Origin of the sequence: Amycolatopsis sp. VS8301801F10 (assembly GCF_046195355.1) — a bacterium.
In the GTDB taxonomy this organism is placed as follows: domain Bacteria; phylum Actinomycetota; class Actinomycetes; order Mycobacteriales; family Pseudonocardiaceae; genus Amycolatopsis.
On sequence record NZ_CP176065.1, the window covers coordinates 4,756,944 to 4,783,768 of the forward strand.

At 71.6% G+C, this 26,825-nt stretch carries 26 protein-coding genes; 17 read left to right on the forward strand and 9 right to left on the reverse strand.

What is annotated here, in order from left to right; genetic code table 11:
- The first annotated feature begins 91 nt into the window (after positions 1–91).
- From F9C11_RS22690 to F9C11_RS22720, 7 genes are all read left to right on the forward strand, one after another.
- Complete coding sequence (locus tag F9C11_RS22690; RefSeq protein ID WP_037714715.1) at positions 92–565, forward strand: helix-turn-helix transcriptional regulator; 474 nt, start codon at positions 92–94, stop codon at positions 563–565.
- Positions 566–568: 3 nt separating this feature from the next.
- A complete protein-coding gene (thpR, locus tag F9C11_RS22695; protein WP_409179365.1) occupies positions 569–1,072 on the forward strand; it encodes an RNA 2',3'-cyclic phosphodiesterase in 504 nt (167 codons plus the stop codon).
- 145 nt (positions 1,073–1,217) lie between these two features.
- Entirely contained in the window at positions 1,218–1,487 is a 270-nt protein-coding gene (gene rpsO / locus F9C11_RS22700; protein WP_009080476.1) for a 30S ribosomal protein S15, read from the forward strand.
- Between the two features lie 236 nt (positions 1,488–1,723).
- Complete coding sequence (locus F9C11_RS22705) at positions 1,724–3,970, forward strand: polyribonucleotide nucleotidyltransferase (protein WP_409179366.1); 2,247 nt, start codon at positions 1,724–1,726, stop codon at positions 3,968–3,970.
- An 84-nt stretch (positions 3,971–4,054) separates the two neighbouring features.
- The gene (locus F9C11_RS22710; protein ID WP_409179367.1) at positions 4,055–5,419 is read left to right on the forward strand and encodes a M16 family metallopeptidase; all 1,365 of its coding nucleotides are present in this window, start codon (positions 4,055–4,057) and stop codon (positions 5,417–5,419) included.
- Positions 5,416–6,165 (forward strand): 4-hydroxy-tetrahydrodipicolinate reductase, encoded by a 750-nt coding sequence (gene dapB, locus F9C11_RS22715; RefSeq protein ID WP_409179368.1) that lies wholly within the window; start codon positions 5,416–5,418, stop codon positions 6,163–6,165. The genes F9C11_RS22710 and dapB overlap by 4 nt, the downstream gene beginning before the upstream one ends.
- Positions 6,162–6,611 (forward strand): hypothetical protein, encoded by a 450-nt coding sequence (locus F9C11_RS22720; protein WP_409179369.1) that lies wholly within the window; start codon positions 6,162–6,164, stop codon positions 6,609–6,611. Before dapB ends, F9C11_RS22720 begins: the two co-directional genes overlap by 4 nt.
- A gap of 3 nt (positions 6,612–6,614) precedes the next feature.
- Here the strand turns inward: F9C11_RS22720 and F9C11_RS22725 are convergent, their stop codons facing one another.
- Both F9C11_RS22725 and F9C11_RS22730 read right to left on the reverse strand, forming a co-directional pair.
- A complete protein-coding gene (locus F9C11_RS22725; protein ID WP_409179370.1) occupies positions 6,615–7,322 on the reverse strand; it encodes an SAVMC3_10250 family protein in 708 nt (235 codons plus the stop codon).
- Between the two features lie 20 nt (positions 7,323–7,342).
- Positions 7,343–7,858, reverse strand: coding sequence for a hypothetical protein (locus F9C11_RS22730; RefSeq protein WP_409179371.1), 516 nt, complete (start codon positions 7,856–7,858; stop codon positions 7,343–7,345).
- A gap of 154 nt (positions 7,859–8,012) precedes the next feature.
- On the opposite strand from F9C11_RS22730, the gene F9C11_RS22735 reads away from it, so the two are divergent.
- Complete coding sequence (locus F9C11_RS22735) at positions 8,013–8,489, forward strand: GtrA family protein (protein WP_409179372.1); 477 nt, start codon at positions 8,013–8,015, stop codon at positions 8,487–8,489.
- Here F9C11_RS22735 and F9C11_RS22740 read toward each other — a convergent pair.
- Positions 8,479–9,033, reverse strand: a complete 555-nt coding sequence (locus F9C11_RS22740; RefSeq protein ID WP_409179373.1) for a GNAT family N-acetyltransferase — start codon at positions 9,031–9,033, stop codon at positions 8,479–8,481. The two genes, F9C11_RS22735 and F9C11_RS22740, sit on opposite strands and share 11 nt — an antisense overlap.
- Before the next feature lie 50 nt (positions 9,034–9,083).
- On the opposite strand from F9C11_RS22740, the gene F9C11_RS22745 reads away from it, so the two are divergent.
- Entirely contained in the window at positions 9,084–10,298 is a 1,215-nt protein-coding gene (locus tag F9C11_RS22745; RefSeq protein WP_409179374.1) for a winged helix-turn-helix domain-containing protein, read from the forward strand.
- A gap of 895 nt (positions 10,299–11,193) precedes the next feature.
- Here the strand turns inward: F9C11_RS22745 and F9C11_RS22750 are convergent.
- Both F9C11_RS22750 and F9C11_RS22755 read right to left on the reverse strand, forming a co-directional pair.
- The gene (locus F9C11_RS22750) at positions 11,194–12,069 is read right to left on the reverse strand and encodes a DUF4097 family beta strand repeat-containing protein (protein WP_409179375.1); all 876 of its coding nucleotides are present in this window, start codon (positions 12,067–12,069) and stop codon (positions 11,194–11,196) included.
- A 605-nt stretch (positions 12,070–12,674) separates the two neighbouring features.
- Positions 12,675–13,196 (reverse strand): toxin-antitoxin system HicB family antitoxin, encoded by a 522-nt coding sequence (locus F9C11_RS22755; protein WP_409179376.1) that lies wholly within the window; start codon positions 13,194–13,196, stop codon positions 12,675–12,677.
- Between the two features lie 84 nt (positions 13,197–13,280).
- Between F9C11_RS22755 and thyX the strand changes: the two genes are divergently transcribed.
- From thyX to F9C11_RS22785, 6 genes are all read left to right on the forward strand, one after another.
- Positions 13,281–14,039: an FAD-dependent thymidylate synthase gene (gene thyX, locus F9C11_RS22760; RefSeq protein ID WP_409179377.1), complete on the forward strand. Its 759-nt coding sequence runs from the start codon at positions 13,281–13,283 to the stop codon at positions 14,037–14,039.
- 10 nt (positions 14,040–14,049) lie between these two features.
- Positions 14,050–14,448 (forward strand): ACT domain-containing protein, encoded by a 399-nt coding sequence (locus F9C11_RS22765; protein ID WP_409179378.1) that lies wholly within the window; start codon positions 14,050–14,052, stop codon positions 14,446–14,448.
- Between the two features lie 101 nt (positions 14,449–14,549).
- Positions 14,550–15,791, forward strand: a complete 1,242-nt coding sequence (locus F9C11_RS22770) for an Nramp family divalent metal transporter (RefSeq protein WP_409179379.1) — start codon at positions 14,550–14,552, stop codon at positions 15,789–15,791.
- 84 nt (positions 15,792–15,875) lie between these two features.
- Entirely contained in the window at positions 15,876–17,378 is a 1,503-nt protein-coding gene (locus F9C11_RS22775) for a serine/threonine-protein kinase (RefSeq protein WP_409179380.1), read from the forward strand.
- Positions 17,379–17,490: 112 nt separating this feature from the next.
- A complete protein-coding gene (dapA, locus tag F9C11_RS22780) occupies positions 17,491–18,504 on the forward strand; it encodes a 4-hydroxy-tetrahydrodipicolinate synthase (RefSeq protein ID WP_409179381.1) in 1,014 nt (337 codons plus the stop codon).
- Entirely contained in the window at positions 18,501–20,198 is a 1,698-nt protein-coding gene (locus F9C11_RS22785; protein WP_409179382.1) for a ribonuclease J, read from the forward strand. Before dapA ends, F9C11_RS22785 begins: the two co-directional genes overlap by 4 nt.
- Before the next feature lie 221 nt (positions 20,199–20,419).
- Here F9C11_RS22785 and F9C11_RS22790 read toward each other — a convergent pair whose 3' ends face one another.
- From F9C11_RS22790 to F9C11_RS22805, 4 genes are all read right to left on the reverse strand, one after another.
- Positions 20,420–21,364 carry an EamA family transporter gene (locus F9C11_RS22790; RefSeq protein WP_409179383.1) on the reverse strand — a complete coding sequence of 315 codons (945 nt, stop codon included), beginning with the start codon at positions 21,362–21,364 and terminating at the stop codon, positions 20,420–20,422.
- A 41-nt stretch (positions 21,365–21,405) separates the two neighbouring features.
- Positions 21,406–22,020, reverse strand: coding sequence for an NAD(P)H:quinone oxidoreductase (wrbA, locus tag F9C11_RS22795; protein ID WP_409179384.1), 615 nt, complete (start codon positions 22,018–22,020; stop codon positions 21,406–21,408).
- Positions 22,021–22,067: 47 nt separating this feature from the next.
- Positions 22,068–22,877 (reverse strand): lysophospholipid acyltransferase family protein, encoded by an 810-nt coding sequence (locus F9C11_RS22800; RefSeq protein ID WP_409179385.1) that lies wholly within the window; start codon positions 22,875–22,877, stop codon positions 22,068–22,070.
- Positions 22,878–23,023: 146 nt separating this feature from the next.
- Positions 23,024–23,305 carry a hypothetical protein gene (locus tag F9C11_RS22805; RefSeq protein WP_409179386.1) on the reverse strand — a complete coding sequence of 94 codons (282 nt, stop codon included), beginning with the start codon at positions 23,303–23,305 and terminating at the stop codon, positions 23,024–23,026.
- 530 nt (positions 23,306–23,835) lie between these two features.
- On the opposite strand from F9C11_RS22805, the gene F9C11_RS22810 reads away from it, so the two are divergent.
- Together F9C11_RS22810 and F9C11_RS22815 are read left to right on the forward strand one after the other, a co-directional pair.
- Positions 23,836–26,373, forward strand: a complete 2,538-nt coding sequence (locus F9C11_RS22810) for a DNA translocase FtsK 4TM domain-containing protein (protein ID WP_409179387.1) — start codon at positions 23,836–23,838, stop codon at positions 26,371–26,373.
- A 65-nt stretch (positions 26,374–26,438) separates the two neighbouring features.
- Entirely contained in the window at positions 26,439–26,822 is a 384-nt protein-coding gene (locus tag F9C11_RS22815; RefSeq protein ID WP_409179388.1) for a hypothetical protein, read from the forward strand.
- Positions 26,823–26,825 lie beyond the last annotated feature (3 nt).

The window sequence follows — 26,825 nt, forward strand, 5'->3', positions numbered from 1 at the left end:
GCAAGATGGGCCGGCGGCGCCGGGCCGGAGGGACGGACAGGGCCGGGCAGCACCGGGCCGCGGGACGACAGCGCTAGGGGAGCGGAGCCAGGTGGAGGACCACAAGATCGTCCAGCGGAACATCGCGCTGCAGCGGGAGTGGTACGGGGAGCCGCTCGGCGATCGGGTGCGCAGGCTGGTCGTGGCCTTCGACGTGTCGCAGGCGTTCCTGGCCGAGGTGCTGGGGATCAGCGCGCCGATGCTGAGCCAGGTGATGAGCGGGCGGCGGGCGAAGATCGGCAATCCGGTCGTGCTGGCCCGGATGATCATGCTCGAGCGCAAGATCCTGGTGCCCGAGGTCGCCGCGGGCGACCGCGACGCGATGCAGGCCGCGCTCGAGGACGTGCGCGATTCGCGGCCCACCGTCGGCCGCGACAACATCCCGGTCAGCTCGGACGAGAAGATCGTGCTCGCGGGCATCCGCGACGTCGCCGAGGACGAGAACCTCGCCGAGGCGGCCAAGCTGCTCGACGAGGACTTCCCGGCGATCGCCGACCTGCTCCGCCGCGCGGGAGCGGGCCAATAGCGGATGCGGCTGTTCTCCGCGCTGCGCCCGCCCGCCGACGTCGCGGCCGAGATCGCCGCCGCGCTCGGCGCCAAGGACCGGCTGCTGCGCTGGTCCGACCCGGCCGGCTGGCACATCACGCTGGCCTTTTACGGCGAGGCGGACCCCGCCGGCTGCGGTGCCTTCCTCGACCGGGCGCTGGCCGGCCGTAAATCCGTTGACGTCCGGCTCGCCGGTTCGGGAACATTTCCGGGCGTGCTGTGGTTGGGAGTGACAGGGGAGGACCTGGCCGATCTCGCCGCGGCCGCGACCCTGGGCCCCGGCGAGGGCCGTCCCTACCGGCCGCACCTGACGCTGGCGCGGTGCTCCCGCACGCAGCCGCCGACGGCGTGGACGGAGCAGCTGGCCGGTTTCCGCAGCCGGGTCTGGACGGCGGACCGCGTCGAGCTGATGGGCGGCGGAAGCCCGTACCGCACGCTGCGCACCTGGCGGCTGCGCCGCGCGGGCGAGGCCGTGCTGCCCAGCTAGCCGCACGCGCCGGAAGCCGCAGTTCAACCGGCTGGTAACCTCGGCAATCGGGTCCGGCTGCAGTCCGTGGCGGCCGAGACCGTCTCACCCGGCCGCGCGGCGCGGTGCGGGCCTCACGGCACGAGATGCACAAGGAGCACCACCAGTGGCGCTGTCCACCGAAGAGAAGAAGACGATCCTCGCCGAGTACGGGCTGCACGACTCGGACACCGGATCCCCCGAGGCCCAGGTCGCGCTGCTGACCAAGCGGATCATCGGCCTCACCGAACACCTGAAGACCCACAAGCACGACCACCACTCCCGTCGCGGTCTCCTGCTGCTGGTCGGCCGTCGCCGCCGGCTGCTGAACTACACGGAAAAGGTGGACGTGGCGCGGTACCGCGACCTGATCAAGCGTCTCGGCCTGCGTCGATAGCCTGCTGACGAGGGGGAGCGGCCGGAGCCGCTCCCCCTCGCCGCAAGCACACCCCCACACGGCGCGAGCGCGCTGGAGGAACGATCCCGCCGGTCCTCGGTAGTGGTTCCCGGGCAACGGACCCGGGGGCTTCGATCGAAGACCGGCCTCACACCTCCTCGAGCGTTCTCGGGCGAACCGGGTCCCACAGTGGGAGACTCTCGCCGTACGAAGGAACCAAAGAGGAGATTGACCATATGACCGACTCCACCGGAGTCACCGTGTTCGAGACCGAAGCCGTTCTGGACAACGGCCGGTTCGGCACCCGCACCGTCCGGTTCGAGACCGGCCGGCTCGCCAAGCAGGCCGCCGGCGCCGTCGTCGCGTACCTGGACGAAGAGACCATGCTGCTGTCGGCGACCACGGCGTCGAAGCACCCGAAGGAGCACTTCGACTTCTTCCCGCTGACCGTGGACGTCGAGGAGCGGATGTACGCCGCCGGCCGCATCCCGGGCGCGTTCTTCCGCCGCGAAGGCCGCCCGTCGACCGACGCGATCCTCACCGCCCGGCTGATCGACCGCCCGCTGCGCCCGTCCTTCGCCGACGGCCTCCGCAACGAGATCCAGGTCGTCATCACCGTCCAGAGCCTCAACCCGGACGACCCGTACGACGTGCTGGCGATCAACGCCGCGTCGGCCTCGACCCAGATCGCCGGCCTGCCGTTCTCCGGCCCGGTCGGCGGCGTGCGCGTCGCGCTGATCGAGGACCAGTGGGTCGCGTTCCCGACCTGGCCGCAGCTCGAGAAGGCCACCTTCAACATGGTGGTCGCCGGCCGCATCGTCGGGGACGACGTCGCCATCATGATGGTCGAGGCCGAGGGCACCGAGCACACGCTCGACCTGATCGCCGCCGGCGGCAAGGCTCCCGACGAGGCCGCGGTGGCCGAGGGCCTGGAGGCCGCGAAGCCGTTCATCCGCGTGCTGTGCGAGGCGCAGCAGCGCCTGGCCGCCGACGCCGCGAAGCCGACCGGCGAGTTCCCGGTGTACCCGGCCTACCAGCCGGACATCTACGAGGCCGTCGCCGCGATCGCGTCCGACGAGCTGGCCAAGGCGCTGCAGATCCCCGGCAAGCAGGAGCGCGACGCCGCGACCGACGAGGTCAAGGCCGCCGTCCTGGAGAAGCTCGGCCTCGGCGAGGGCGAAGCCTTCGAGGGCCGCGACAAGGAGGTCGGCGGCGCGTTCAAGGCGCTGACCAAGAAGATCATGCGCAACCGCGTCCTCACCGAGAAGATCCGGATGGACGGCCGCGGCCTGACCGACATCCGCCAGCTCTCGGCCGAGGTCGCCGTGGTCCCGCGGGCGCACGGCTCGGCGCTGTTCGAGCGCGGCGAGACCCAGATCCTGGGCATCACCACGCTGAACATGCTCCGGATGGAGCAGCAGATCGATTCGCTGTCGCCGGAGACGACGAAGCGCTACCTGCACCACTACAACTTCCCGCCGTTCTCCACCGGCGAGACCGGCCGCGTCGGGTCGCCGAAGCGGCGCGAGATCGGCCACGGCATGCTCGCCGAGCGCGCCCTGGTCCCGGTCCTGCCGAAGCGGGACGAGTTCCCGTACGCGATCCGCCAGGTCTCCGAGGCGCTGGGCTCCAACGGCTCGACCTCGATGGGCTCGGTCTGCGCGTCCACCATGGGCCTGCTCAACGCCGGCGTGCCGCTGAAGGCCCCGGTCGCGGGCATCGCGATGGGCCTGGTGTCCGACGAGGTCGACGGCGAGACCCGCTACGTCGCCCTCACCGACATCCTCGGCGCCGAGGACGCGCTGGGCGACATGGACTTCAAGGTCGCCGGCACGAAGGACATCATCACCGCGCTGCAGCTGGACACCAAGCTGGACGGCATCCCGTCCGAGGTGCTCGCGGCCGCGCTGAAGCAGGCGAAGGACGCTCGCCTCACCATCCTGGACGTCATCGCCGAGGCGATCGACGGCCCGGACGAGATGAGCCCGTACGCCCCGCGCGTCACGTCGGTGAAGATCCCGGTCGACAAGATCGGCGAGGTCATCGGGCCGAAGGGCAAGATGATCAACTCGATCACCGAGGAGACCGGCGCCGACATCTCGATCGAGGACGACGGCACGATCTACGTGGGCGCGGCCGACGGCCCGTCGGCGGAGGCGGCGATCGGCAAGATCAACGCCATCGCCAACCCGCAGCTGCCGAAGGTCGGCGAGCGCTTCCTGGGCACCGTGGTGAAGACGGCCGCGTTCGGCGCGTTCGTCTCGCTGCTGCCGGGCAAGGACGGCCTCGTGCACATCTCGAAGCTGGGCAACGGCAAGCGGATCGCGAAGGTCGAGGACGTGGTGAACGTCGGCGACAAGATCCGCGTCGAGATCGCCGACATCGACAACCGCGGCAAGATCAGCCTGATCGTGGTCAAGGAAGACGACGCGGCGAAGCCGGCCGAAGGCGACGCCGAGGCGGAGAAGACCGAAGCCAAGTAAGGCTCGTCCCGCACAGCTTGGTCCGTGAAGGCCCCCTCTCCGGCCGGGGAGGGGGCCTTCACCGCATGTGAGCAAAGGATTGCATTGGCACGGCAGGTTTCCGGGCACGAGCAGCCCGTCGGCACCACCCGTACGCTCGAGTCCACTTCGGACGGTGCGGTCGTCAAGCGGAGCGTTCTTCCCGGCGGCCTGCGGGTGATCACCGAGCACGTCCCGGCTTCCCGGTCGGCGACAGTCGGCCTCTGGGTCGGCGTAGGTTCCCGCGACGAACCGGCTCCGGTCGCCGGTGCCGCGCACTACCTGGAACACTTGCTGTTCAAGGGAACCACCCACCGCGACGCCACCCAGATCGCCGAGGAAATCGACGCGGTCGGCGGCGAATTCAACGCCTTCACCGCGAAAGAGCACACCTGCTACTACGCCCAAGTCCTCGACGCGGACCTGCCGCTCGCGCTCGACCTCGTCACCGACGTCGTCTTCGAAGCGCAGTGCACCGACCGCGACATGGACATGGAACGCAGCGTCGTCCTCGAAGAAATCGCGATGCGCGACGACGATCCGGAAGACTTGCTGCACGAGGAGTTCGTCAGCGCGATCCTCGGCGACCATCCGCTGGGCCGTCCGGTGCTGGGCACGGAAAAGTCCATCACCGAGATGTCGCCGGTCGCGCTGCGCGGCTTCTACCGCCGTCGCTACACCCTGCCGCGGATGGTGCTCGCGGTCGCCGGGAACGTCGAGCACGGCCAGGTGCTGCGGCTGGTCAAGCGCGCGCTGAAGGACCGGCTCGGCGGCGCCGCGACGCCGGTCGCGCCGCGGTCCGGCCGGGCGCGGCTGAAGACGGTGCCGAAGCTGGCGCTGCACCCGGACGACACCGAGCAGGCGCACGTGATGCTCGGCTTCCGCGCGCTGCCGCGGCACGACGAGCGCCGGTTCACGCTGTCGGTGCTCAACGCGGCGCTCGGCGGCGGCATGAGTTCGCGGCTGTTCCAGGAGATCCGCGAACGCCGCGGGCTGGCGTACCAGGTGTATTCGTCGGTGGCGAGCTACGCCGACCTCGGGCACATGTCGGTCTACGCGGGCTGCCAGCCGGAGCGGCTGGGCCAGGTCGCCGGCGTGATCCGCGAGGTGCTCGACTCGGTCGCCGCGGACGGGCTGTCCGACGCCGAGGTCGCGCGCGCCAAGGGGCAGCTGCGCGGCGGGCTCGTGCTGGGCCTGGAGGACACGTCGTCGCGGATGTCCCGGATCGGCAAGAACGAGCTGAACTACGCCCGGTACCTGGGCGTGGACGACACGATCGCGCGGATCGACGCGGTCACCACCGAAGACGTGTGTGCGCTCGCTCGCACTCTGCTGCGGCGCCCCGGCGGGGTGTCGTCCGCGGCGGTGGTGGGGCCGTACGCTCACGCCGACGACCTGCCCGACGATCTGCACGAGGTGATCGCGTCATGACCGAGTCCCCGATCCGCGTCGGCGTGCTGGGAGCGCGCGGCCGCATGGGTGCCACCGTGGTGAAAGCCGTGGAGGGCGCCGCGGACCAGGAACTGGTGGCCGCTCTGGACGCCGGCGACGATTTCGCCGCGCTGGAGAAGGCCCAGGTGGTCGTGGACTTCACGCATCCGGACGCGGTGATGGACAACCTGCGCTGGCTGATCGCGCACGACCTGCACGCGGTCGTCGGCACCACCGGGTTCAGCGAGGAGCGGCTGGCCGAAGTGCGCGGGCTGCTGGCGGACAAGCCGTCGGTGGGCGTGCTGATCGCGCCGAACTTCGCGCTCGGCGCGGTGCTGGCGATGCGCTTCGCGGCGCAGGCGGCGAAGTTCTACGCCTCGGCCGAGATCATCGAACTGCACCACAACCGCAAGGCCGACGCCCCGTCCGGCACCGCCGCGCACACCGCGCGGATGATCGCCGCCGCCCGGGCCGAGGCCGGGGTCGCGCCCGGCCCGGACGCCACGACGTCCGAAGTGGACGGTGCCCGCGGCGCTTCGGTCGAGGACGTCCACGTGCACTCCGTCCGCCTCCCGGGTCTGGTGGCGCACGAGGAGATCCTGTTCGGCGGCGAGGGGGAAACCCTGACCATCCGGCACGATTCGCTGGACCGGACGTCGTTCATGCCGGGCGTGCTGCTCGGCGTGCGCTCGGTGGTGTCGCGTCCCGGCCTGACGGTCGGCCTGGAGAACGTGCTCGACCTGTGAAAGCCCGCAATTTCGCGCTGCTGATGACGGCGGCGCTCGTGGTGTACCTGGTCCTGCTGGCGGACCGGGCCGTGGCTTTGCTCGGCACCGGGACGCCGGCCGGGATCGCGCTCGGCGTCGGGGTGTTCCTGCTGCCGCTGCTGGGCGTGTGGATCGTCGTGGTGACGTGGCGGTCCGGGATGCAGATCCAGCGGCTGTCGCGGCGGCTGGACGCCGAGGGCGGCCTGCCGGACGTGTCGGACCTGCCGCGCCGCCCGTCCGGCCGGGTGGACCGCGACGCCGCGGACGCGTGGTTCGACCAGCGGCGCGCGGAAGTCGAGGCGAGCCAAGAGGATTGGCGGGCCTGGTACCGGCTGGCGTACGCGTACGACATCGCGGGGGACCGGCGGCGGGCCCGGGCGACGATGCGCAAGGCGATCGAACTGGAAGCCGCGGAAGGCAAGTAGCGGTCAGCCGGGTTCGGAGAGGTACTCGACGTACAGCGGGGTGGCGGTCACGATCCGGCGTTCCGCGGTGTGCCCGAGGACCCCGGTGACCCGGGCGTAGCCGCCCATCCACGCCCCGGTGTGGCGCACGGCCAGCCGTTCGGAGAGCGCGTCGACGACCCGGCCGAACTTCTCGGACAGCGGGTCGTCGCCGGCCTCCGTGAACAGCGACTGCCCGGTGTCGTCCGGGAGACGCTTGAGCAGGGTGACGACCCGCAAGAGATCGGAACCGGTGGGCTCCGGCAGGTACCCGGCGGCGGCGTCGTAATTGCCGCGGCCGGACTGGGCTCCCGCCAGGTGCTGCTCGGAACCGTGCAGCAGCAGCCGGATCGCGCCGCCGGTCGGATAGCTGTCGGTAGCCTGGTCCAGGTCGACGAACACGGCGGCGAACCACGCGCACGTGTAGCTCATCGGCGCTTCGAACTGCACCCAGTCGCCCGGACGCGCGCCGTCGTCGGCGAACCACTTGGCCGCCCGGTCCGAGGAGTCCAGCGCGGCGAGGACCGCGTCCAGGTCCGCGGCGGGCGGTTCTCCCGGCCCGGGGCCGACCTTCAGCCCGCCCACGCCGGGGATCTTGACCTCGCCCTCGACGCGGCCCCGGCCCGGCCATCGCCGGCGCTGGAGATCGAACTGCCGGAGTTTGCGCTCGGACAGGTAGACCAGTTCGCGCATCCCGTAATCATGGCAGGGAATTACTGCAGCCATCCGGCGAACATCGCGGGCGAAGCGGCCAGCAGGCTGAACCGCACCCACCGCCCGGCCAAGCCCGCGGCGAGGAACGTCGACAGCCGCATCCGGACCATCCCGGCCAGCACGCTCGTGGCCATGAACGGCGGCAGCCCGACGAGCGAGCTGACCCCGTAGGTGCCGGTCATCCAGTGCGGATGGCGCTGGCAGCGTTCGCGCAGCGCCTCGATTTTGCCGCGGATCGCCTTGGTGCGCAGCTGCCAGCGGACCCGCCGCGGCGTCAGCGGGCGTTCGCGGTGCAGCCGGTCGTGCAGGAATTTCGGCAGCCGGATCGAGCCGCGCGCGGCCAGGTAGTACAGCAGTTTCCCGGCGATCTGGCCGACCGCGACCGCGCCGCCGAGCCACAGCCAGTGCACGCTGTGCTGGCTCGCGCACAGGCCGATGACGAAGAGTTCGGCGTTGACCAGCGGCACGAGCGCCGAGCCGAAGGCGACGCCGAGGGTCAGGAGCACCCATCCCATCCGCGTCACCCCCGTCCGTGTCCCCGCTCACTCCAAGCTAGCAGCCATCACGGAAAGATCACGGGGGTTAACCCCACTCTTTCCCCGGGAGCCAGCCCCAGAAGATCACCTGGCCGACCGGTTCCGGACACCTTCCGCTGCCAGGATCGGGCAGGTGCCTGAGGTGCCGATCGCCGACCGTTTCGCCGGGCTGTGCGCCGCCGTCGTGCGCGTGCTGCCGTTCGGGCTGTCCCGGATCGTCGCGCCGAGTTTCCTCGGTTTCGCGGTGCTCAACGGTTTCACGTTCGGCGTCGACCTGCTGCTGCTGACGTTGTTCCACGGCGGGCTCGGGTGGCCGGTGTGGTTGTCGATCAGCGTCGCGTACGTGGTCGCGTTCGGGCTGAGTTTCGTGCTGAACCGCGCGCTCAACTTCCGTTCGCACGCGCCGGTGGGCCGTCAGGCGGTGCTGTACGCGGTGGCGATCGCGGTGAACTACGCAGCGTTTTTGCTCGGGCTGGGCGCGGGATTGGCCGCGCTGGGCGTGGAGTACCACCTGTCGCGGCTGATCGCCGGGGCGTGCGAGGGCGTGTTCATGTATTCGGTGATGCGCTGGGTGGTCTTCGCGAAGCGCGAAGAGCGGGTCACTGCGTGAGTTCCAGCTCCAGCGTGCCGGTGATCCGGACTTCGCGCAGCGTGCCGCGGCCGGTGTCGAGGGTGCGCACGGTGCCGTCGGGGGACCAGCCGGCGCGGCGGTAGAAGCCGAGCGTCGCGTGGTCGGACTGGGCGACCCAGGTGATGCCGCGGCTCAGGCCGTCCGCGCGGAGGCCGGCGGCGGCGGTCGCGAGCAGCCGCCCGCCGTGCCCGCGACGTCCCCAGCGCGGTTCGACCACCAGCGACGCGATCAATCCGGGAGCGTCTTCCGGGGCCGACCCGTCGGCCGCGGCGGCTTCGTCGCGCGGGGCCGGGCCCGCGACGCAGTAGCCGACCGTGAACGACCCTTCGGTGGCCAGGTAGACGCGCGAATCGGGGTACTCGATGGTCTCGGTCCAGGTGCCCTCGAGGTCGGCCTTGTCGAGTTCGTCGATGGCTTCGCCGCCCAGGAGGCCGGCGTAGGCGGCCCGCCAGGTCAGCCGCTGGATGCGGGCGATCTCCGCGGCGTCGGACGGGTTCGCGGGACGGACTTCGGCGGCACTCACGCGGGCAATGTACCGAAACTGTCGGGGGTGGCTGGCACCATGGCGGCATCATGCAGACGATCAGCCTTTCCGCCGCCCGCCGCACCGCTCTGGCCGCGCAGGGGTTCGCCGATCCCCGGCCCGCCTCCGCCCCGACCCGGCGGCACCTCGCCAAGGTGCTGTCGCGGGTCCAGTTGCTGCAGCTGGACTCGGTCAACGTCGCCGTGCGCGCGCACTACATGCCGCTGTTCTCGCGCCTGGGCCCCTACGACCCGGCGCTGGTCGACGACGCCGCGTGGAGCCACCGCCCGCGAAGGCCGCGGCTGCTGGTCGAGTCGTGGGCGCACGAGGCGAGCCTGCTGCCGATCGAAGACTGGCCGCTGCTGCGGTCGGGAGCCAAACGGGACGGCTGGTGGCGGAACTACACCCGGGTGGTCGACACGATGCCGGGCCTGCTCGACGACGTGCTGGCCGTCGTCAAGGAGCACGGTCCGATCGGAGCCGGGGCGATCGAAAAGGAACTGGAGACCGAGGGGGCCGGGCGCGGGCCGGGCGCGTGGTGGGAGCGGTCGGTGGTGAAGAAGGCCTGCGAGTACCTGTTCGGAGTCGGCCAGCTGAGCACCGGCACCCGGCGGTCCTTCGAGCGGCTGTACGACTTGACCGAGCGCGTGGTGCCGCCGGAGATCTTGTCCCGCAAGGTTTCCGCGGAGGAAGGCGCCCGCGGCCTGATCGACCGCTCGGCGCGGGCACTGGGCGTGGCGACGGAAACCGACCTGCGCGACTACTACCGCCTGGGCCCGGACGTCTCCCGGCAAGCCGTTCGCGAGCTGGTCGAGGAAGGCGTGCTGGAGCCGGTCCAGGTGGCCGACTGGCGCGCGGTCGCGTACCGGCACGCCGAAGCACGCACGCCGCGGTCGGTGTCCGGACGGGCTTTGCTGTGCCCGTTCGACCCGCTGATCTGGGAACGCGCGCGGACCGAGCGGCTGTTCGGATTCCGGTACCGGATCGAGATCTACGTGCCGGAACCCAAGCGGGTGCACGGGTATTACGTGTTCCCGTTCCTGCTGGACGGAGCGCTGTCGGCGAGAGTGGACCTGAAATCCGACCGGGCGGCCGGGGTGCTGCGGGTGCAGGGCGCGTTCGCCGAACCCGGGGCCGACCAGTCCCGGGTGGCGGCGGAACTGGCCGGGGAGCTGCGGACGATGGCGGAGTGGCAGGGCCTGGACGGCGTGGTGGTGGGGGAGCGGGGTGATCTGGCGCGGGCCTTGCGGAGGGCGGTGAAGTGATGCTGGTGCCGGGTCCGGCCGGAACCGCCCTCGCGCTGACCGGGGTGACGGTGGCTCGGCTGAGGCTTGGTGGGCACTGGCGGCGGATTCACGACGCCCGTGTGGAATTCCCTGCGGCGAAGGCTGTGGAGTCAGCGCGTGGAAATCCTGGCGGCGGCTGAGGTTTTTCGCGGTGGCTGGGCTGATGCTCGGAGCGGCAGGGAAGTTCTCGCCGTGGTTGGGATGTGGTGCGCAGGGGAGTCCTCGCGGCGGGTGAGGTTGGCGCGGGAAATTGCTGCGGTGGCCGGGTTGGCGCGGGAAAGATCCTGTGGTGGCCGCGTTGGCGCGCGGCGAAGTCTTGGGGCGGAGGGGATTTCTCGCGGTGGCTGGGCGTGGTGCGCCGGGAAGTCCCTGTGGCGGCAAGGACGGTCTCGCCGCCGAGGTGCCGTGTGCAGGGAAGCCCTGGCGGAGGCAGATGTTGCCGCAGGGGAGCCCTGGCGGTGGCAGGTGTTGCCGCAGGGGAGTCTTGGCGGTGGCAGGTGTTGCCGCAGGGAAGTCCTTGCGGTGGCCGGGTTGGCGCGGTAAGTCCTTCTGGCGGCGGGGCTTGCCGCGTAGGGAAGCCCTAGCTGCAACTCCGGTTGGTGCGCGCGGAAACCTCTGCGGCCACTACGGCATCGCGCGCGGGAAATCCCATCTCCGCAGCTTCCCTTGCCGCACAAGGACTTCCCGAGTCACGCGCCGTGAATCCGCGGCGGAATCCCGCACTCGACCGTCCGCCAGCAGGAATGCCGTGGCGCGACGGAAAGCCCATACCGCACGAAGCGGCGGGCCGCGCGGATTCCTCCGGTGCGGCCCGCCGCCTCCCCCTTGCATCCGTCTGCTCGGCGCGCCCGCAGCAGACGGGATGTTCCCGGCCTCAGCCCGCCGCGCGGGTCACCACCGCGTTGCCGGTTCCGGTGCGGGCGCGGACTTTCAGCGCGACCGCCCCCTCCGGCGGCGTGTCCGAGACGTCCAGTTCGCTCGACACCCGCCCGGCCGCCGAGGCCAGTTCCACTTCCGCCCGGACTCCGCTCCGGATGCCGACTCGCACCTCTCCCGAGCCGGTGATCAGCTCGAGCGAGCCGGACGCCGCGTCGGCCACCGACAGGTCGCCGCTGCCGGTGCGGGCCATCACGTCGCCCTCGACCGCGCCCAGCCAGACGTTTCCGGTTCCGGTGCCGAGCGTCGCCGGTCCGGCGATCGACGCCGCCTCGACCGAACCGCTTCCGCTTCGCAGCTGGAGTCCGGCCAGGGTCGGGCCGAGTTTCACGGCTCCGGTGCCGGTGCGGATGGTGGCGGCGCCGTCCGCGCGTTCCAGCGACACCTCGCCGGACCCGGTGAGGATGTCCGCGCGGCCCGCGGCGCCGGTCACCGTGACGTCCGCCGAACCCGCGCGCACCTCGAGGTGCGACCCGGCGGGCGCGTGGACCGTCACCGCCACCGGGACGTTCCGCAGCTGCCACGCCTTGGCCGCCCGCACGACGACCCGGTTGCCGGTCTTCTCGATCCGCGCCTGCCGCACCGCGTCGGCGACCGAAAACTCCGGCAGGCCGCCGAACTGGTCCCCGAACTTCTCCCCGACCCACGACAGCAGACTGCTGACCCCGTTCACCCACGACGGCTGCTCGCCCGCGTCGTGCTGCAGCCGCACGGTCACCCCGGACTCCCGCCCGAGCACGACCTCGACCCGCCCGATCGTGACGCCCAGATCCAGTTCGACCGGACCGTCCGCCTCGAAGTCCTGCAGCCGCACGTACGGACCCGGCTCCCCGGACTCCGACCCGCCCGCCGAAGCGCCGGAGCGAGCCGCCGAACTGTCCGAAGTGGACTCAGCACTGGCCGACCCAGCTCCGCCCGCCGCGGATCCGGCAGCTTCGGCGCCCGGCCCGCCTGCTTCGGCGGCCCCGGCCGAGGTCCCCGCATGCCCTCCGTCGTGTCCGGCTCCCGCAGCGGTTCCGCTCGCCGGAGCATCCGCGCCGGACGCGGACTCCGCGGGGTTTCCGCTCGCCGCGGCGTCGGCGCCGGATGCGGCCCCAGCGGCGGTTCTGCTCGCCGGAGCGTCCGCGCCGGACACCGACTCCGCGGGGTTTCCGCTCGCTGCAGCGTCCGCGCCGGATGCGGCCCCAGCAGCGGTTCCCCTCGCCGCAGACCCCGCATCGGAACCAGCACCCGCATCGGCGGAGGTCCCGCTGCCCGCTGCGCCCGCTCCGGCAGAAGCCCCGGCAGAAACCCCGCCCGCAGCCCCCGCATCCGTCCCGGCGTCGGACCCCGCCGCGTTTCCGAAGCCAGGTTCCCCAACCCGGCCCTCGGTGTTCTTCCCCTGGTCTTCCCGGTTCTCGCCCATGGTGGTGCCCCCTTCTAGCCTTCGACCCAGCCGTGCAGCTTGGTCTCCGTGCGGCCCCCGCCGCTGCCGGCGTCGTGCCAGCGCTGGTGCCGTTGCTGGTGCTGCTGCGCGTGGCCGAGCGCCCCCTGCACGGCCTGCGCCACGAACGTGTTCAGCGAAACCCCCTGCGCGGCCGCCGCCTGTTCGGCCTGTCCCTTGATCTGCTCGACCAGCCGCAGGGTGATCCGCGAGATGTCGCCGCCGTCCACCGGCGGCGGGGGCGGCGGCGGGGGAGGCTCGGAAGCAGCACGGTCCTCGCCGCCGGTGACGACCACGCGGACGTCCCTGCCGTCGAGCCGGACGTCCACGACCTGGCCGGGCAGGGCGGCGGTCACCTCGGCCGCCAGGTCGGCCAGCGCGTTCATCAGCGTCAGCCGCACCGCCGGTTCCAGAGCAGACGACAGCAGTGCGGCCGCCCGCCGGGTCTGCTCGTCCCCGGCGGAGGCCGTGTTCGCGAGGTCCTCGCGAAGGTTCGCGATATACGGCGTCAAGTCCATGACACCACTATGACGTCACGAGTGACGTCACGTCAAGGCGCGGTGATGTCACCCGTGCCGCCGGGTTAGGCTGGCGAAGCCGACATGAGGGGAGCGAGACCGGTGCCGCCCAAGGTGCAGCTGATCGCGAAAACCGAGTTCTTCCCGCCCGAGGACGTGCCCTGGTCCACCGACGCGGACGGAGGCGAGGCGCTCGCCGAGTTCGCCGGGCGCGCCTGCTACCAGTCCTGGGAGAAGCCGAACCCGGCGACCGCGACCAACGCCGGCTACCTCGAGCACGTCATCGACGTCGGCCACCTGGCCGTGCTCGAACACGGGTCGGTCACCTTCTACTTCACCGGGATCTCCCGCTCGCTCACCCACGAACTGATCCGGCACCGGCATTTCTCCTACTCGCAGCTCTCGCGGCGCTACGTTCCCGAGCGCGACGCCGAATTCGTCGAGCCGGACGTCATCGCCGCGGACCCGGTGCTGCACGAGAAGTTCGTCAAGGCCACGCAGGCCAGCGCGGCCGCGTACGACGAGCTGCTCGCCGGGCTGGAGGAGAAGTTCGCCGACACGCCCAGCGCCACCCTGCGCCGCAAGCAAGCGCGCCAGGCGGCCCGCGCCGTGTTGCCGAACGCGACCGAAACCCGCATCGTCGTCACCGGGAACTACCGCGCGTGGCGGCATTTCATCGCGATGCGCGCCACCGAGCACGCGGACGTCGAGATCCGTTCGCTGGCCATCGAATGCCTGCGGCAGCTGCACAAGGCGGCGGCCAACGTGTTCGCCGATTTCACGATTTCGACCTTGCCCGACGGCACCGAGATCGCCTCGAGCCCGAAAGTGCTGGAAGGCTGACAACGCACTGATGAAACACCTGACGATCGACCTCCGCCCCGGGCCCTACTCGGTCGTGCGGCTGCCCGCCGACGCCGCCGTCCCCGCCGAGCTGCTGGAACCCGGCGAGCCCGCGCTCGTGTCGGTCACCCGCACGCCCGACGAGCTGTCGGTGATCTGCCCGACCGGCCGCGAACCCGAGGGCGGCGCCGTCGAGGACGGCTGGCGGCTGTTCACCGTGCGCGGGCCGCTGGAATTCACCCTCACCGGCATCATTTCCGCGCTCGCGTCGGAGCTGGCGGCGGCGGGCGTCGCGCTGTTCTCGCTGTCCACCTTCGACACCGACCACATCCTGGTGCGCTCCGACGACCTCGACCGGGCGGTGGCGGCGTTCCGCGAAGCCGGCCACGAAGTGCTCCTGCCCGCCTGACCGCAGCCGGCGAGGGGCGTGGCGCAGCCCACCCTTGCCCGGCAAAGTTCGGCATGCCTAAACTTTGAGTTGGGGCGACCGACAACGGAGAGTGGGCGCACATGGCGGTGGCGGAAGCGGCACGTCCGCGCGGCGTGGCCCGGCTGCGGGCGGGCTGGGCGCTGCTCGGGCCGGCGTTCGTCGCCGCGATCGCGTACGTCGACCCCGGGAACGTGGCGGCCAACGTCAGCGCCGGCGCGCGCTACGGCTACCTGCTGGTGTGGGTCATCGTCGTGGCGAACCTGATGGCCGTGCTGGTGCAGTACCTGTCGGCGAAACTCGGTCTCGTCACCGGCCAGTCGCTGCCCGAGGCGCTGCGCGACCGGCTCTCGACGGCGGGAAGGCTCGGCTACTGGGCACAGGCCGAGATCGTCGCGATCGCCACCGACCTGGCCGAGGTCGTCGGCGGCGCGATCGCGCTCAACCTCCTTTTCGGACTTCCGCTGGTCGCCGGCGGGCTGATCACCGGGTTCGTGTCGCTGGTGCTGCTCGCGGTGCAGGACCGCGGCGGCCAGCGTCCGTTCGAACGCGTCGTGACCGGTCTGCTGGTGGTGATCGCGGTCGGGTTCCTGGCGAGCCTGTTCGTCGAATCGCCGTCGCCTGCGGACATCGCGAACGGCCTGATCCCGCGTTTCAGCGGCGGCGACAGCGTGCTGATCGCGGCCGCGATGCTCGGCGCGACGGTGATGCCGCACGCGGTGTATCTCCACTCCGGACTGGTCCGCGACCGGCACGGCAGACCGGAACCCGGCGGCCGCCGTCGCCTGCTGCGGGCGACCCGCTACGACGTCGGATTCGCGATGCTGCTCGCCGGCGCGGTGAATCTCGGCATGCTGCTCGTGGCCGCGACGAATCTTCAAGGACAGCAAGGCGTCGACACCATCGAAGGCGCGCACGGGGCGGTCGCCGCCGCGCTCGGACCCGGTGTCGCGCTGATGTTCGCCATCGGGCTGCTCGCGTCCGGGCTGGCGTCGACGTCGGTGGGGGCGTACGCGGGCGCGATGATCATGCAAGGCTTGCTGCGCAAGAGGATTCCGATCGTAGTGCGGCGGCTGATCACTCTCGCGCCCGCGATCGTCGTGCTGGCGCTGGGCGCCGATCCGAGTGCCGCGCTCGTGGTTTCGCAGGTGGTGCTCTCGTTTGGCATTCCCTTCGCGCTCGTGCCGCTGATCCGGCTCACCGCCGACCGCGGGCTGATGGGCGCGGACGTCAACCGCCGGACCACCACCGTGCTCGGGGCCGTCGTCGCCGCGGTGATCATCCTGCTCAACGTCGTGCTGATCGCGCTCACTTTCACCGGCTGACGCTGTCCTAACCGGACGGAACCGGCGAGGCTGCCGGACGGTCGGACTAGCATCTGCGCGAAGCCGACCGAGGAGCCCGACCCCGTGACCGACGAACAGACCCGCCCGCACGACCCGAACCGCACGGCCCCCGCCGGCCGCGTGGTGGTCGGCCGCTACCTGCTGCTCGGCGAACTGGGCCGCGGCGGCATGGGCATCGTGTGGCGCGCGCAGGACCAGGTGATCGGGCGGCAGGTCGCGATCAAGGAGCTGCGGTTGCCGGAAGCCGAAGGCGCCGCGGTGTTCTCCGAACGGATCCTGCGCGAGGTGCGCGCGGGCGGGCGGCTCAACGACCCGGCCGTCGTCACGGTGTACGACGTGGTCACCGACCAGGGCACCACCTGGATCGTGATGGAACTGGTCGAGGCGCCGACGCTCGCCGACCTCGTCCGCGCGCACGGCCCGATGCCCGAGCAGCAGGCCGCGGTGATCGGGGAGCGCGTGCTGTCGGCGCTGCAGGCCGCGCACGCCGCCGGGATCGTGCACCGCGACGTCAAACCGGCCAACATCATGGTCGCGCCGGACGGCCGGGTGAAGCTCACCGACTTCGGCATCGCGCACGCCATCGACGACCCGCGGCTCACCACGAGCGGGATGATCGTCGGCTCGCCCGCGTTCATGGCCCCGGAGCGGGTCGAGGGCCGCGAGGCGATGCCGGAATCGGACCTGTGGTCGCTCGGCGCGACGCTGTACTTCGCGGTCGAGGGCATCGTCGCGTTCGAACGGCCCACCACGGCCGCCACGCTGCACGCGATCATGACCGAAGTGCCGTACCTGACCCGCGTGCAGGGTCCGCTCGGCGCGGTCATCCTCGGCCTGCTCGTGGCGAATCCCGAAGCCCGGCTCACCGCCGCGCAGGCGCGGGCGCAGCTCGCCCACGCGACCGGCCCGACGCCACGCCCGGCCACCGCCGTCATGCCGCAGCAGGAGACCCGCGTGGGCGGGCAGCCGACGCGGATGGCCGCGAAGCCGGAAGGCAAGAGCCGCCGCGGCCTGTGGGCGGGCGCGATCGCGGCGCTGGCGATCGCCGCGCTGGCCGGCGGGTTCTTCCTCGGCAAGCCGGTGTGGTCGCCGAAGAAGGACGAGCAGCAGGCCGAGACCGTCACCTACGGCCCGGACGGGTACCTCAAAACCAAGTTCTCCTCGTACGAGATCTGCTACAACGCGATCGTCCAGCCGGGCGTGGTGATCAGCTCGGACAACAACGTCGACTGCAAGAAGAACCACACGCTCGAGGTCTTCGACTCCGCCAGCCCGCTGCCGCTGGAGAACTGGAGCGACGACGACGCGGTCGTCGCCCCGTATCCCGGCCTGGAGGACCTCAGCCGCGCGGCCGAGGCGCGCTGCGCGGCGTCGTTCCATTCCGCGGTGGTGCCGCCGCAGCAGCGCGCGGGACTGGCCTACCGGGCGATCGTGCCGACCCAGCAGGCGTGGCAGGTGCAGCCGGACAGCGACAGCAGCAGCGGCCCGAACCGCAAGATCTACTGTGTCCTGTCGCGGGCGAACAACGACCAGATCCCGGCGCAGATCACCGCCAAGGTCAAGTAGCGCGCGAGAAGTTCCGCCGGGAGCGGCGCGGCGGCGGAAATTCTCCGGAGTTGCGGTATGCCACACCAGGTCGGGGCCGGGTTCGGCGGCCTGAGGAGGTACCGTCGTGGCCATGTCCACCTCACCTGCCGCCGCGCCCGGACGTCCGTTCGGCCGCGTGCTCACCGCGATGGCGACCCCCTTCGACCGAGCCGGGGCGCTGGACGTGAAGCGGGCCCAGGAACTGGCCGAGTACCTTGTGGACCTCGGCAACGACGGCCTCGTCGTCAACGGCACCACCGGCGAGAGCCCGACCACCACCGACGAGGAGAAGGCCGCGCTGGTCCGCGCGGTCGTCGAGGCGGTCGGCGACCGGGCGACCGTCGTCGCGGGGGCGGGCACCAACAACACCGCGCACAGCATCGAGCAGGCGCACGCCGCCGCCGAAGCGGGCGCGCACGGCCTGCTCGTCGTCACGCCCTACTACTCGCGGCCGAGCCAGGCCGGGCTGTACGCGCACTTCACCGCGGTCGCCGACGCCACCGAGCTGCCGGTGATGCTCTACGACATCCCGCCGCGCTCGATCGTGCCGATCGAGGTGGACACGCTGCAGCGGCTGGCCGAGCACCCGCGGATCCTCGCGGTGAAGGACGCCAAGGGCGACCTGATCGCCGGGTCCGAGGTCATCGCGAACACCCACCTCGCCTACTACTCCGGCGACGACGGCCTGAACCTGCCGTGGCTGTCGGTCGGCGCGGTCGGCGTGGTCAGCGTGATCGGGCACGTCGTGGCGGGCCGGATCCGCGCGATGATCGAGGCCTACGAGGCGGGCGACACGTCCACCGCGCGCACGAACCACCGCGGCATGCTGCCGGTGCTGCGGGCGATGTCGCGCGTCGGCGGAGTCGCGTTCAGCAAGGCCTCGCTGCGGCTGCGCGGGTTCGACATCGGCGACCCGCGGCTGCCCATCGTGGCCCCGTTCGACGACCAGCTGGAGCAGATCGCGGCCGATCTCGCCCAGGGCGGCGTGCCGCTGGAGGACAGCGCGGCCTCGGACTGGCATGGTGCACGGGTGGCACAAGCAGATTCGCAGGCGGCCTACACCGCCCCCACCTCGCACACCAGCGTTGGGACAATGCCCCGGTGACTTCACTTCCCGCCGGACCCGGCCCGACGCACCTCCCGCCCGCACTTCCCGAGGGAGCCTTGCGCGTCGTCGCGCTCGGCGGCATCGGCGAGGTCGGGCGCAACATGACCGTCTTCGAATACGACGGCAGGCTCCTGATCGTCGACTGCGGCGTCCTCTTCCCCGAGGACGACCAGCCCGGCGTCGACCTGATCCTGCCGGACTTCCGCGCGATCGAGGACCGGCTCGACGACATCGACGGCCTCGTGCTCACCCACGGGCACGAGGACCACATCGGAGCCGTCCCGTTCCTCCTCCGGCTGCGCCCGGACGTCCCGATCTACGGTTCGCGGTTCACCAACGCGCTGCTCGCGGCCAAGGCCAAGGAGCACCGCCAGCGGCCGAAGCTGATCGAGGTGCGCGAGGGGGAGAGGCGCCAGGTCGGCGCGTTCGACCTCGAGTTCTTCGCGGTGAACCACTCGATCCCGGACGCGCTCGCGGTCGCCATCCGCACGCCGGCCGGCGTCGTGCTGCACACCGGCGACATCAAGCTCGACCAGCTGCCGCTCGACGGGCGGCTGACCGACCTCGCGGGCTTCTCGCGGCTGGGCGACGAGGGCGTGGACCTGTTCTGCGTGGACTCGACCAACGCCGAGGTGCCCGGCTTCGTCATGCCCGAGCGCGACATCGGCCCGGTGCTCGACGACGTCATCCGGCGCGTCGACCAGCGCGTGATCGTCGCGTGCTTCGCCAGCCACGTGCACCGCGTGCAGCAGGTGCTGGACGCCGCCGTGCGGCACGGCCGCCGGGTGGCGTTCGTGGGCCGGTCGATGGTCCGGAACATGGGCATCGCGGCCGAGCTGGGCCTGCTGAACGTGCCGGACGGCCTGCTCGTGGACCTGGACCAGGCCAGCACCCTGCCGGAGAGCAAGGTGCTGTTCGTGTCGACGGGTTCGCAGGGCGAGCCGCTGTCCGCGCTGTCGCGGATGGCGCGCGGCGAGCACCGGCAGATCTCGATCCGCGCGGGCGACACCGTCGTGCTGGCCAGCTCGATGATCCCGGGCAACGAGACCGCGGTGTTCGGCGTCGTCAACGGGCTGACCCGGCTCGGCGCGAACGTCGTGCACCAGGGCAACGCGAAGGTGCACGTGTCCGGCCACGCGTCCGCGGGCGAGCTGCTGTACCTGTACAACGCGGTGCGGCCGAGCAACGTGATGCCGGTGCACGGCGAGTGGAAACACTTGCGCGCCAACGGGGAACTCGCCATCCGCACCGGCGTCGCGCCGGACAACGTGGTGATCGCCGAGGACGGCGTGGTCGTGGACCTGGTCGACGGCAAGGCCTCGCGCACCGGCCGCGTCGAGGTCGGGCACGTGTACGTGGACGGGTTGTCCGTCGGCGACGTCGGCGAGTCGACCCTGTCCGACCGGCTCGTGCTCGGCGAGGGCGGGTTCATCGCGATCACCGTGGTGATCGACTCGAACACCGGCCGCGCGGTCAGCAGCCCGACGATCTCCGGCCGCGGCTTCTCCGACGACCCGAAGGCCCTGCACGCCGTCGTGCCGCTCGTGGAGATGGAACTGGCCCGGACGGAAGCCGAGGGCATCACCGACACCCACCGCATCGCGCAGGCGGTGCGCCGGGTCGTCGGCCGGTGGGTCGCCGACACCTACCGCCGCCGGCCGATGATCGTGCCGACGGTCATCCCGGTCTGATTCAGCCCTGATTCAGCGCCGCGCGCCCGCCAGCAGCAACGCCAGCATGACGATCGCTGCCTGGCGGGCGAGCGCGTTGCGGGCTCTGCGCTGCTGCGCCCGGCTCGGCCGGTTGTCCATGAGATCCCCCAGGTGTTCTCGTGCGGCCCGTCCAGTGTGGCGGGTCCGCGGATAAGACACATCCCGCCCGAGGTTGGTTCCCGCTCCGCCCGGAGAGGGAGTCAGGCGAGGGCGGCGGTCTGCCGTTGGACCAGGTAGGCGCCGCCGAGCAGCAGGGCGGTGCCGACCGCCTGCGGCCAGGCGAGGGCTTCGCCGAGCAGCGCCCACGCGAACGCCGCCGCCGCGACGGGTTCGAGCAGCCCGACGACGCTCGCCACCGAGGCGGGCAGGTGGCGCAGCGCGGAAATCCCCGCGAGGTAAGGGATCGCCGTCGACAGCACCACCAGGCCGAGCAGCAGCACCCACAGCGGGGGCGTCCACGGTCCGAACGGGACGGTCTGGCCCGCCATTCCCAGCGGCAGCGTCCACGGCGGCGCGGCGACGCTCACGAGCACGCCGCCGATCACCATGCCCCAGGTGACCAGCCCGAGCGGCTCGCGGTCGGCGACCGCGCGTTCGCCGAGCAGGAAGTACCCGGCCGAGCAGAGCGCCGCGCCGAGCCCGGCCAGCAGCCCGATCGCGTCGAGCCGCAGCCCCTGCCAGACCTGCGCGACCAGCGCCAGCCCGGCCATCGCGACGGCCATCCCGAACCACAGCATGCGCGGCAGCCGCTTCCGCCGGACCACGCGCACCCACAACGCGATCAGCACCGGCGACAGGAACTCCAGCAGGATCGCGATGCCGACCGGGATCCGTTGCGCGGCAATGAAATACAGCAGCTGCGTCCCGGCCACGCCGAGCGCGCCGTACGCGAGCAGCATCGGCCATTCCCCGCGCCGGATCCGCAGCGTGCGCGGCGCGAAGAGCGCGGTGCCGATGAGCAGCAGCACTCCGGCCGTCCCGATCCGCAGCACCGCCACCTGCTCCGGCGTCATGCCCGCGCCCATGACCGGTTTCGCGAGCGCGCCGGACGTGCTGAAGAAGACGGCGGCGAGCAGGACGAGCGAGAGGCCGCGGCCCCGGTGGATCGCCCGGGGCGGTTCGAGGACGGGGAGTTCGGTGGTCACGCGCGCGACACTACGGAGCGGGACGACCGGGCGAAACTGAGTTATCCGGCGGTTTTCAGGCCGGTCGCGACGTGGGTCGCGATCGTCGCCAGCCGTTGCCCCTGTATCCGCAGCGCCCGCAGCGCGGTGTCGTCCGGGGCGGCGGATTTGCGCGAGACGAACGAGCCGCCGTACGGGTTGCCGGACTCCAGCAGGTGCGGCTCCGCGTAGCCGAGCGGGACGACGATCGCGCCCCAGTGGTAGAAGATGTTGTTGATCGCCAGCACGGTCGCTTCGAGGCCGCCGTGCGCGGTGGACGCCGACGTGAACGACGTCGCCACCTTGTCGGCGAGTTTCCCTTGCGCCCACAGGCCGCCCGTGGTGTCCACAAAGGACTTGAGCTGCGCGGCGGGCCCGCCGAACCGGGTCGGGCTGCCGAGCGCGAGCCCGTCCGCCCACTCGAGATCGGCCAGCGCGGCGAGGTCGTGGTGCGGCCCGGAATCGACCCAGGCCTGCCACCGCCGGTTGCTCGCCACCGCTTCCGGCGGCGCGGTCTCGGCCACGGTGCGGACGCGTACCTCCGCTCCGGCTTCGCCCGCCCCCTCGGCGAGCGCGTCGGCGAGGGCGGCGGTGTTGCCGGTGGCGCTGTAGTAGACGACCAGGATGCGGGTGCTCACACCACGCGACCCTAGCCGGGCTCGGCGGGGTGTCCCACGATCCGGACTCAGCGCTGCGGCTTCCAGGGACTGACGGTGTCGGTCGGCCGGGTCGGGTCGTGAAACCGCGGGCGGACGGGTTCGTGGCGGCGCAACGGGATCAGGCCGTCGGTGATGGCCCGCATGATCTTCGCGTGCGCGCGCACGCCCGCGCCCGGCCGCTCCGGCTCGACGTCGGACAGGTCCACCGGAGTCCCGAAATGGACCTTGAACCGGGGCCGGCGCAACGGCGCGCTCAACCCGGATTTGGCCAGCGGCAGCAGATCCGCGGGCCCGTTGACGGTCTCCGTGCCCCAGTAGACGGCCTCGTGCGCGCCCCACTGGCTGATCGGAATCACCGGCACCCCCGCGGCGAGCGCGAGCCGCGCCGCACCGGTCTTGCCGCGCTCCGGCCACAGCCCCGGGTCGTGGCTGATCCGCCCCTCCGGGTACACGACGATCGGCTCGCGCGTGGTCCGCAACGCCTCGGCCGCCTCGGCGAACTGCCCGACCGCGGTCGCCGCCTTGGCCCGGTCCACGCGCAAATGCCCGCTGACCTTGAGCGCCGGGCCGATCACCGGAGCGTCGAGAATCCCGCCGGCGAGCATGAAGCGGGGATTGATGCCGATCCGCTTGCACGCCGCCATGAGCACGAAGGCGTCGAACACGCCGATGTGATTGGCCGCCATGAGCAGCGGCTTCCCCCGAAGCTCCCGCGGCACCGACCCGGTGACCGTGAGCCGCCCGACGAGATTCACCAGCCCTCGGTCGAGGTTGAGCATCGTCCGCCAGATCGCGGGGGCACGGCGCGGAGCCTCGTCCTGTTGGAGCGCGAACATGGGCAGAGCATTTCACGGCCGGGACCACCTGGGACAACGCGGTTCTCCCCGCGGTGGGGCAGTGGGGTGCTTCGGAGGTCTTCGCAGCTGTTCAGAGCGTGTGTGGAGGTGCTCGGCTGCCTCACCGTGTCAGACGGGGCGCGTGCTCAGTAGTCCCACTCCCAGCCGAGGCTGCCGTTCAAGAACCCGTTGCCAGCGGTGCGCAGACGCGTGCCGTGCGGGTTGAGCGTGTCGACCGCGAGCTGGCCCGTGTATTCGCTGCTGGGCGCGAACTGGAACGGGAGCTTCTTGACGTTCCATGTGCACGGGCTGTTGTACTCGGCCTGATTGGTGATGCCGTCGTCGCCGCGCGTCGAGAACCGGGTCTCGTTGAGCACGTCGTTGCCGAAGGCGTAGATGTCGGAAGGATCGCCGTCGGCGGCGGGCATCTGGACTTCTTCAGGTAGCCGTCCGCCGAGGTCGCGCTGGTGGTCGGGGTCGCCGCGACGCTCGCGGGCGCGGGGGAGCCGGCCACGGGGGACGTCGGACCGGAAGCCTCCGGGCCCGGAGGCGACGGAGCGGCGCCACCTAGTACAACCACGAGACCGTGGCCCGCCCTCCTCCGCGTCCCGGGTCTGCCGCAACATCCCGGTCCGTGAACCGAACACCAGCAACCGCGTCCGAGGCCGCGCAGCATCCGGGACGCTCACCGTCACCTCCGGCGAATCCGCGTCCTCCACGACCGACCCTGGCTGCTCCGCCAGTCACCTCAACGGCAACCGCTGCAATTCAGGCGGCACCTGCGAAAGCGGTCGGGTCGGCGAGCGCGGGCACGACCTCGGCAGGGCTGGCATGAGGCCTCCGCTCCCCAAGGACCCGCCGATGTCTCCGCAAGATCCACTGTGATCCGGGACGATTGTTTCGCTTGCGCTGCGAGTGGCACATGGGACTATCGGTCCTCGCCCGTTACCGTGGAGGCATGGCTGGGTCGGCGACGAGAAAGCGGAGCACGGCGGGAAGCGGCGGGAAAGCACCGGCGCGCGGTTCGCGTACCCCGGCGAGGGGGGCGTCGAGCCGGTCCAAGGGCTCGACCAGGGCCCGGAGCAGTTCCCGGCCCCGGACGTCTCCCGCGCGGCGTCCGGCCGGCCGCAAGAGTTCCGGGGCGTTCGGGCGCGGCGTGCGCAGCACCTGGAACCTCGTCGCCAAGGGCGTCGGGTCGCTCGCCCGCACGGTCGGGCGCACGCGGGAGCTCGAAGCCGAACACCGGCGCGACGGGCTGGCTCTCGGGCTGATCGCGCTCGCCATCGTCGCCGCGGTCGGGGTGTGGTGGCGGGCGGCCGGGCCGATCGGGGCCGGGGTCGAGGTCGCCACTCGGACGGTTCTCGGGGCGGGAGCGGTGACGCTGCCGCTGGTCCTGCTGGTGGTCGCGGTCGCGTTGATGCGGTCCGAGCCCCGGCCGGAGACCCGGCCGCGGATGGTGATCGGCACGCTGCTGGTCGTGCTGTCCGTGCTCGGGATGCTGCACATCTTCACCGCGCTCCCGGACACCAACGACGGCCGGATGTACGCGGGCGGCATCCTCGGCGCGTTCTCCGGCGGGCTGCTGACCAAGGGCGTCACCACCTGGGTCGCGGTGCCGTTGCTGATCCTCGCCCTGCTGTTCGGCGTGCTCGTGTTCACCGGCACCCCGGTGCGCGACATCCCGCACCGCCTGCGCACCTGGGGCCTCGACGAGCACGAGCTGGCCGAATACGAGGCCGGCCAGCACGGCGAAGAGCCCGCCGAGGAAGAACCCGACCCGAAGCCCGTGCGGCTGCGGAAGCCGGCGCGCCGTCGCCAGGCCAGCGCCGACAAGGACGGCGAGCAGCTCGACCTCGACGCCGCGCTCGCCGAGCCGGCTACGCCGATCCGGCCGCCCAAGCCGGTCGCGCCGCCTGCCGAGGTGCCGGAGAAGAAGCCGAAGAAGGCCCCGGAACCCGCGCTGTCGGTCACCCGCACCGTCGAGGGCGACTACGCGCTCCCGCCGCCCGACCTGCTGAAGCTCGGCGACGCGCCGAAGTCCCGCAGCAAGGCCAACGACCAGATGATCGAGGCGATCACCGGCGTCCTCGAGCAGTTCAACGTCGACGCGCAGGTCACCGGCTTCACCCGCGGCCCGACGGTCACCCGGTACGAGGTCGAGCTCGGCCCGGGCGTGAAGGTCGAGAAGATCACCGCGCTGACCAAGAACATCGCCTACGCGGTGGCCACCGACAACGTCCGCCTGCTCGCGCCGATCCCGGGCAAGTCCGCGGTCGGCATCGAGGTGCCCAACTCCGACCGCGAGATGGTGCGCCTCGGCGACGTGCTGCGCGCGCCGTCCACGGTCAAGGACAACCACCCGATGCTGATCGGGCTCGGCAAGGACATCGAGGGCGAGTTCGTCACCGCGAACCTGACGAAGATGCCGCACCTGCTGGTCGCCGGTTCGACCGGTTCCGGCAAGTCCAGTTTCGTGAACTCGATGCTGGTGTCGCTGCTGGCCCGCTCGACGCCCGCCGAATGCCGGATGATCCTGATCGACCCGAAGATGGTCGAGCTGACGCCGTACGAGGGCATCCCGCACCTGATCACGCCCATCATCACGCAGCCGAAGAAGGCCGCCGCCGCGCTGGCTTGGCTGGTGGAGGAGATGGAGCAGCGCTACCAGGACATGCAGGCCAACCGGGTCCGCCACATCGACGACTTCAACGCCAAGGTCCGCTCCGGCGACATCACCGCGCCGCCGGGCAGCGAACGCGAGTACCAGCCGTACCCGTACATCATGGCGATCGTCGACGAGCTGGCCGACCTGATGATGACCGCCCCGCGCGACGTCGAGGACGCGATCGTCCGGATCACCCAGAAGGCCCGCGCCGCCGGCATCCACCTGGTGCTGGCCACCCAGCGGCCGTCGGTCGACGTCGTCACCGGCCTGATCAAGACGAACGTGCCGTCGCGGCTCGCGTTCGCCACGTCGTCGCTGACCGACTCGCGGGTCATCCTCGACCAGCCGGGCGCGGAGAAGCTGATCGGCATGGGCGACGCGCTCTACCTGCCGATGGGCGCCGGGAAACCGGTCCGCATCCAGGGCGCGTTCGTCGGCGACGAGGAGATCGCGGCGGTCGTCAACTTCGCCAAGGAACAGGCGCAGCCGGACTACAACGAGGGCGTCACCAGCGCCAAGGCGGGCGAGAAGAAGGAGATCGACCCGGACATCGGCGACGACCTCGACGTCCTGCTGCAGGCCGCCGAGCTGATCGTCACGTCGCAGTTCGGCTCCACCTCGATGCTGCAGCGCAAGCTCCGCGTCGGGTTCGCCAAGGCCGGGCGGCTGATGGACCTGCTGGAAAGCCGCGGCGTCGTCGGCCCGTCGGAGGGCTCGAAGGCCCGCGACGTGCTGATCAAGCCGGAGGAGCTGGAGTCGGTGCTGTTCATGATCCGCGGCGGCTCCGACGCGGGCGGGGCGCCCGCAGGCGGCGAGGACGAAGACTTCTGATCCGCGCGTGCAACCCGGCGGGGCGTGTCGCCCGTCCGGTAGGCATGGACCTCAAGAAGCTCGCAGTGGGTATCGGGACGGCCGCCGCGCTGGCCGGGTGCGCGGGCGGTCCGGTCGCCCTCGCGCAGACTCCGCGACCGGAAGCCGCCGAGCCGGGCCACGACGCGGTCCTGTCCCGCGGACAGGAAGTGCAGGTCTCCGGACGGGACCTGATCGTGCGCTACCGCGACCTGGTCTCGGACTCGCGCTGCAAGCCGGGCCGGCAGTGCTTCGTCGCGGGCGACGCGGTGGTGTCGCTGGTGCTGACCGAACCGGGCCGCGGCGAGCACACGTCCGTCCAGCTGCACACCGACCGGCCCGGCCCGCACGAGACGAACTACGCGGGCACGACGGTCCGGCTGGCCGAGGTTTCGGCCACCGGGGACCGGATCACCGTGCACTTGACGTGAGCG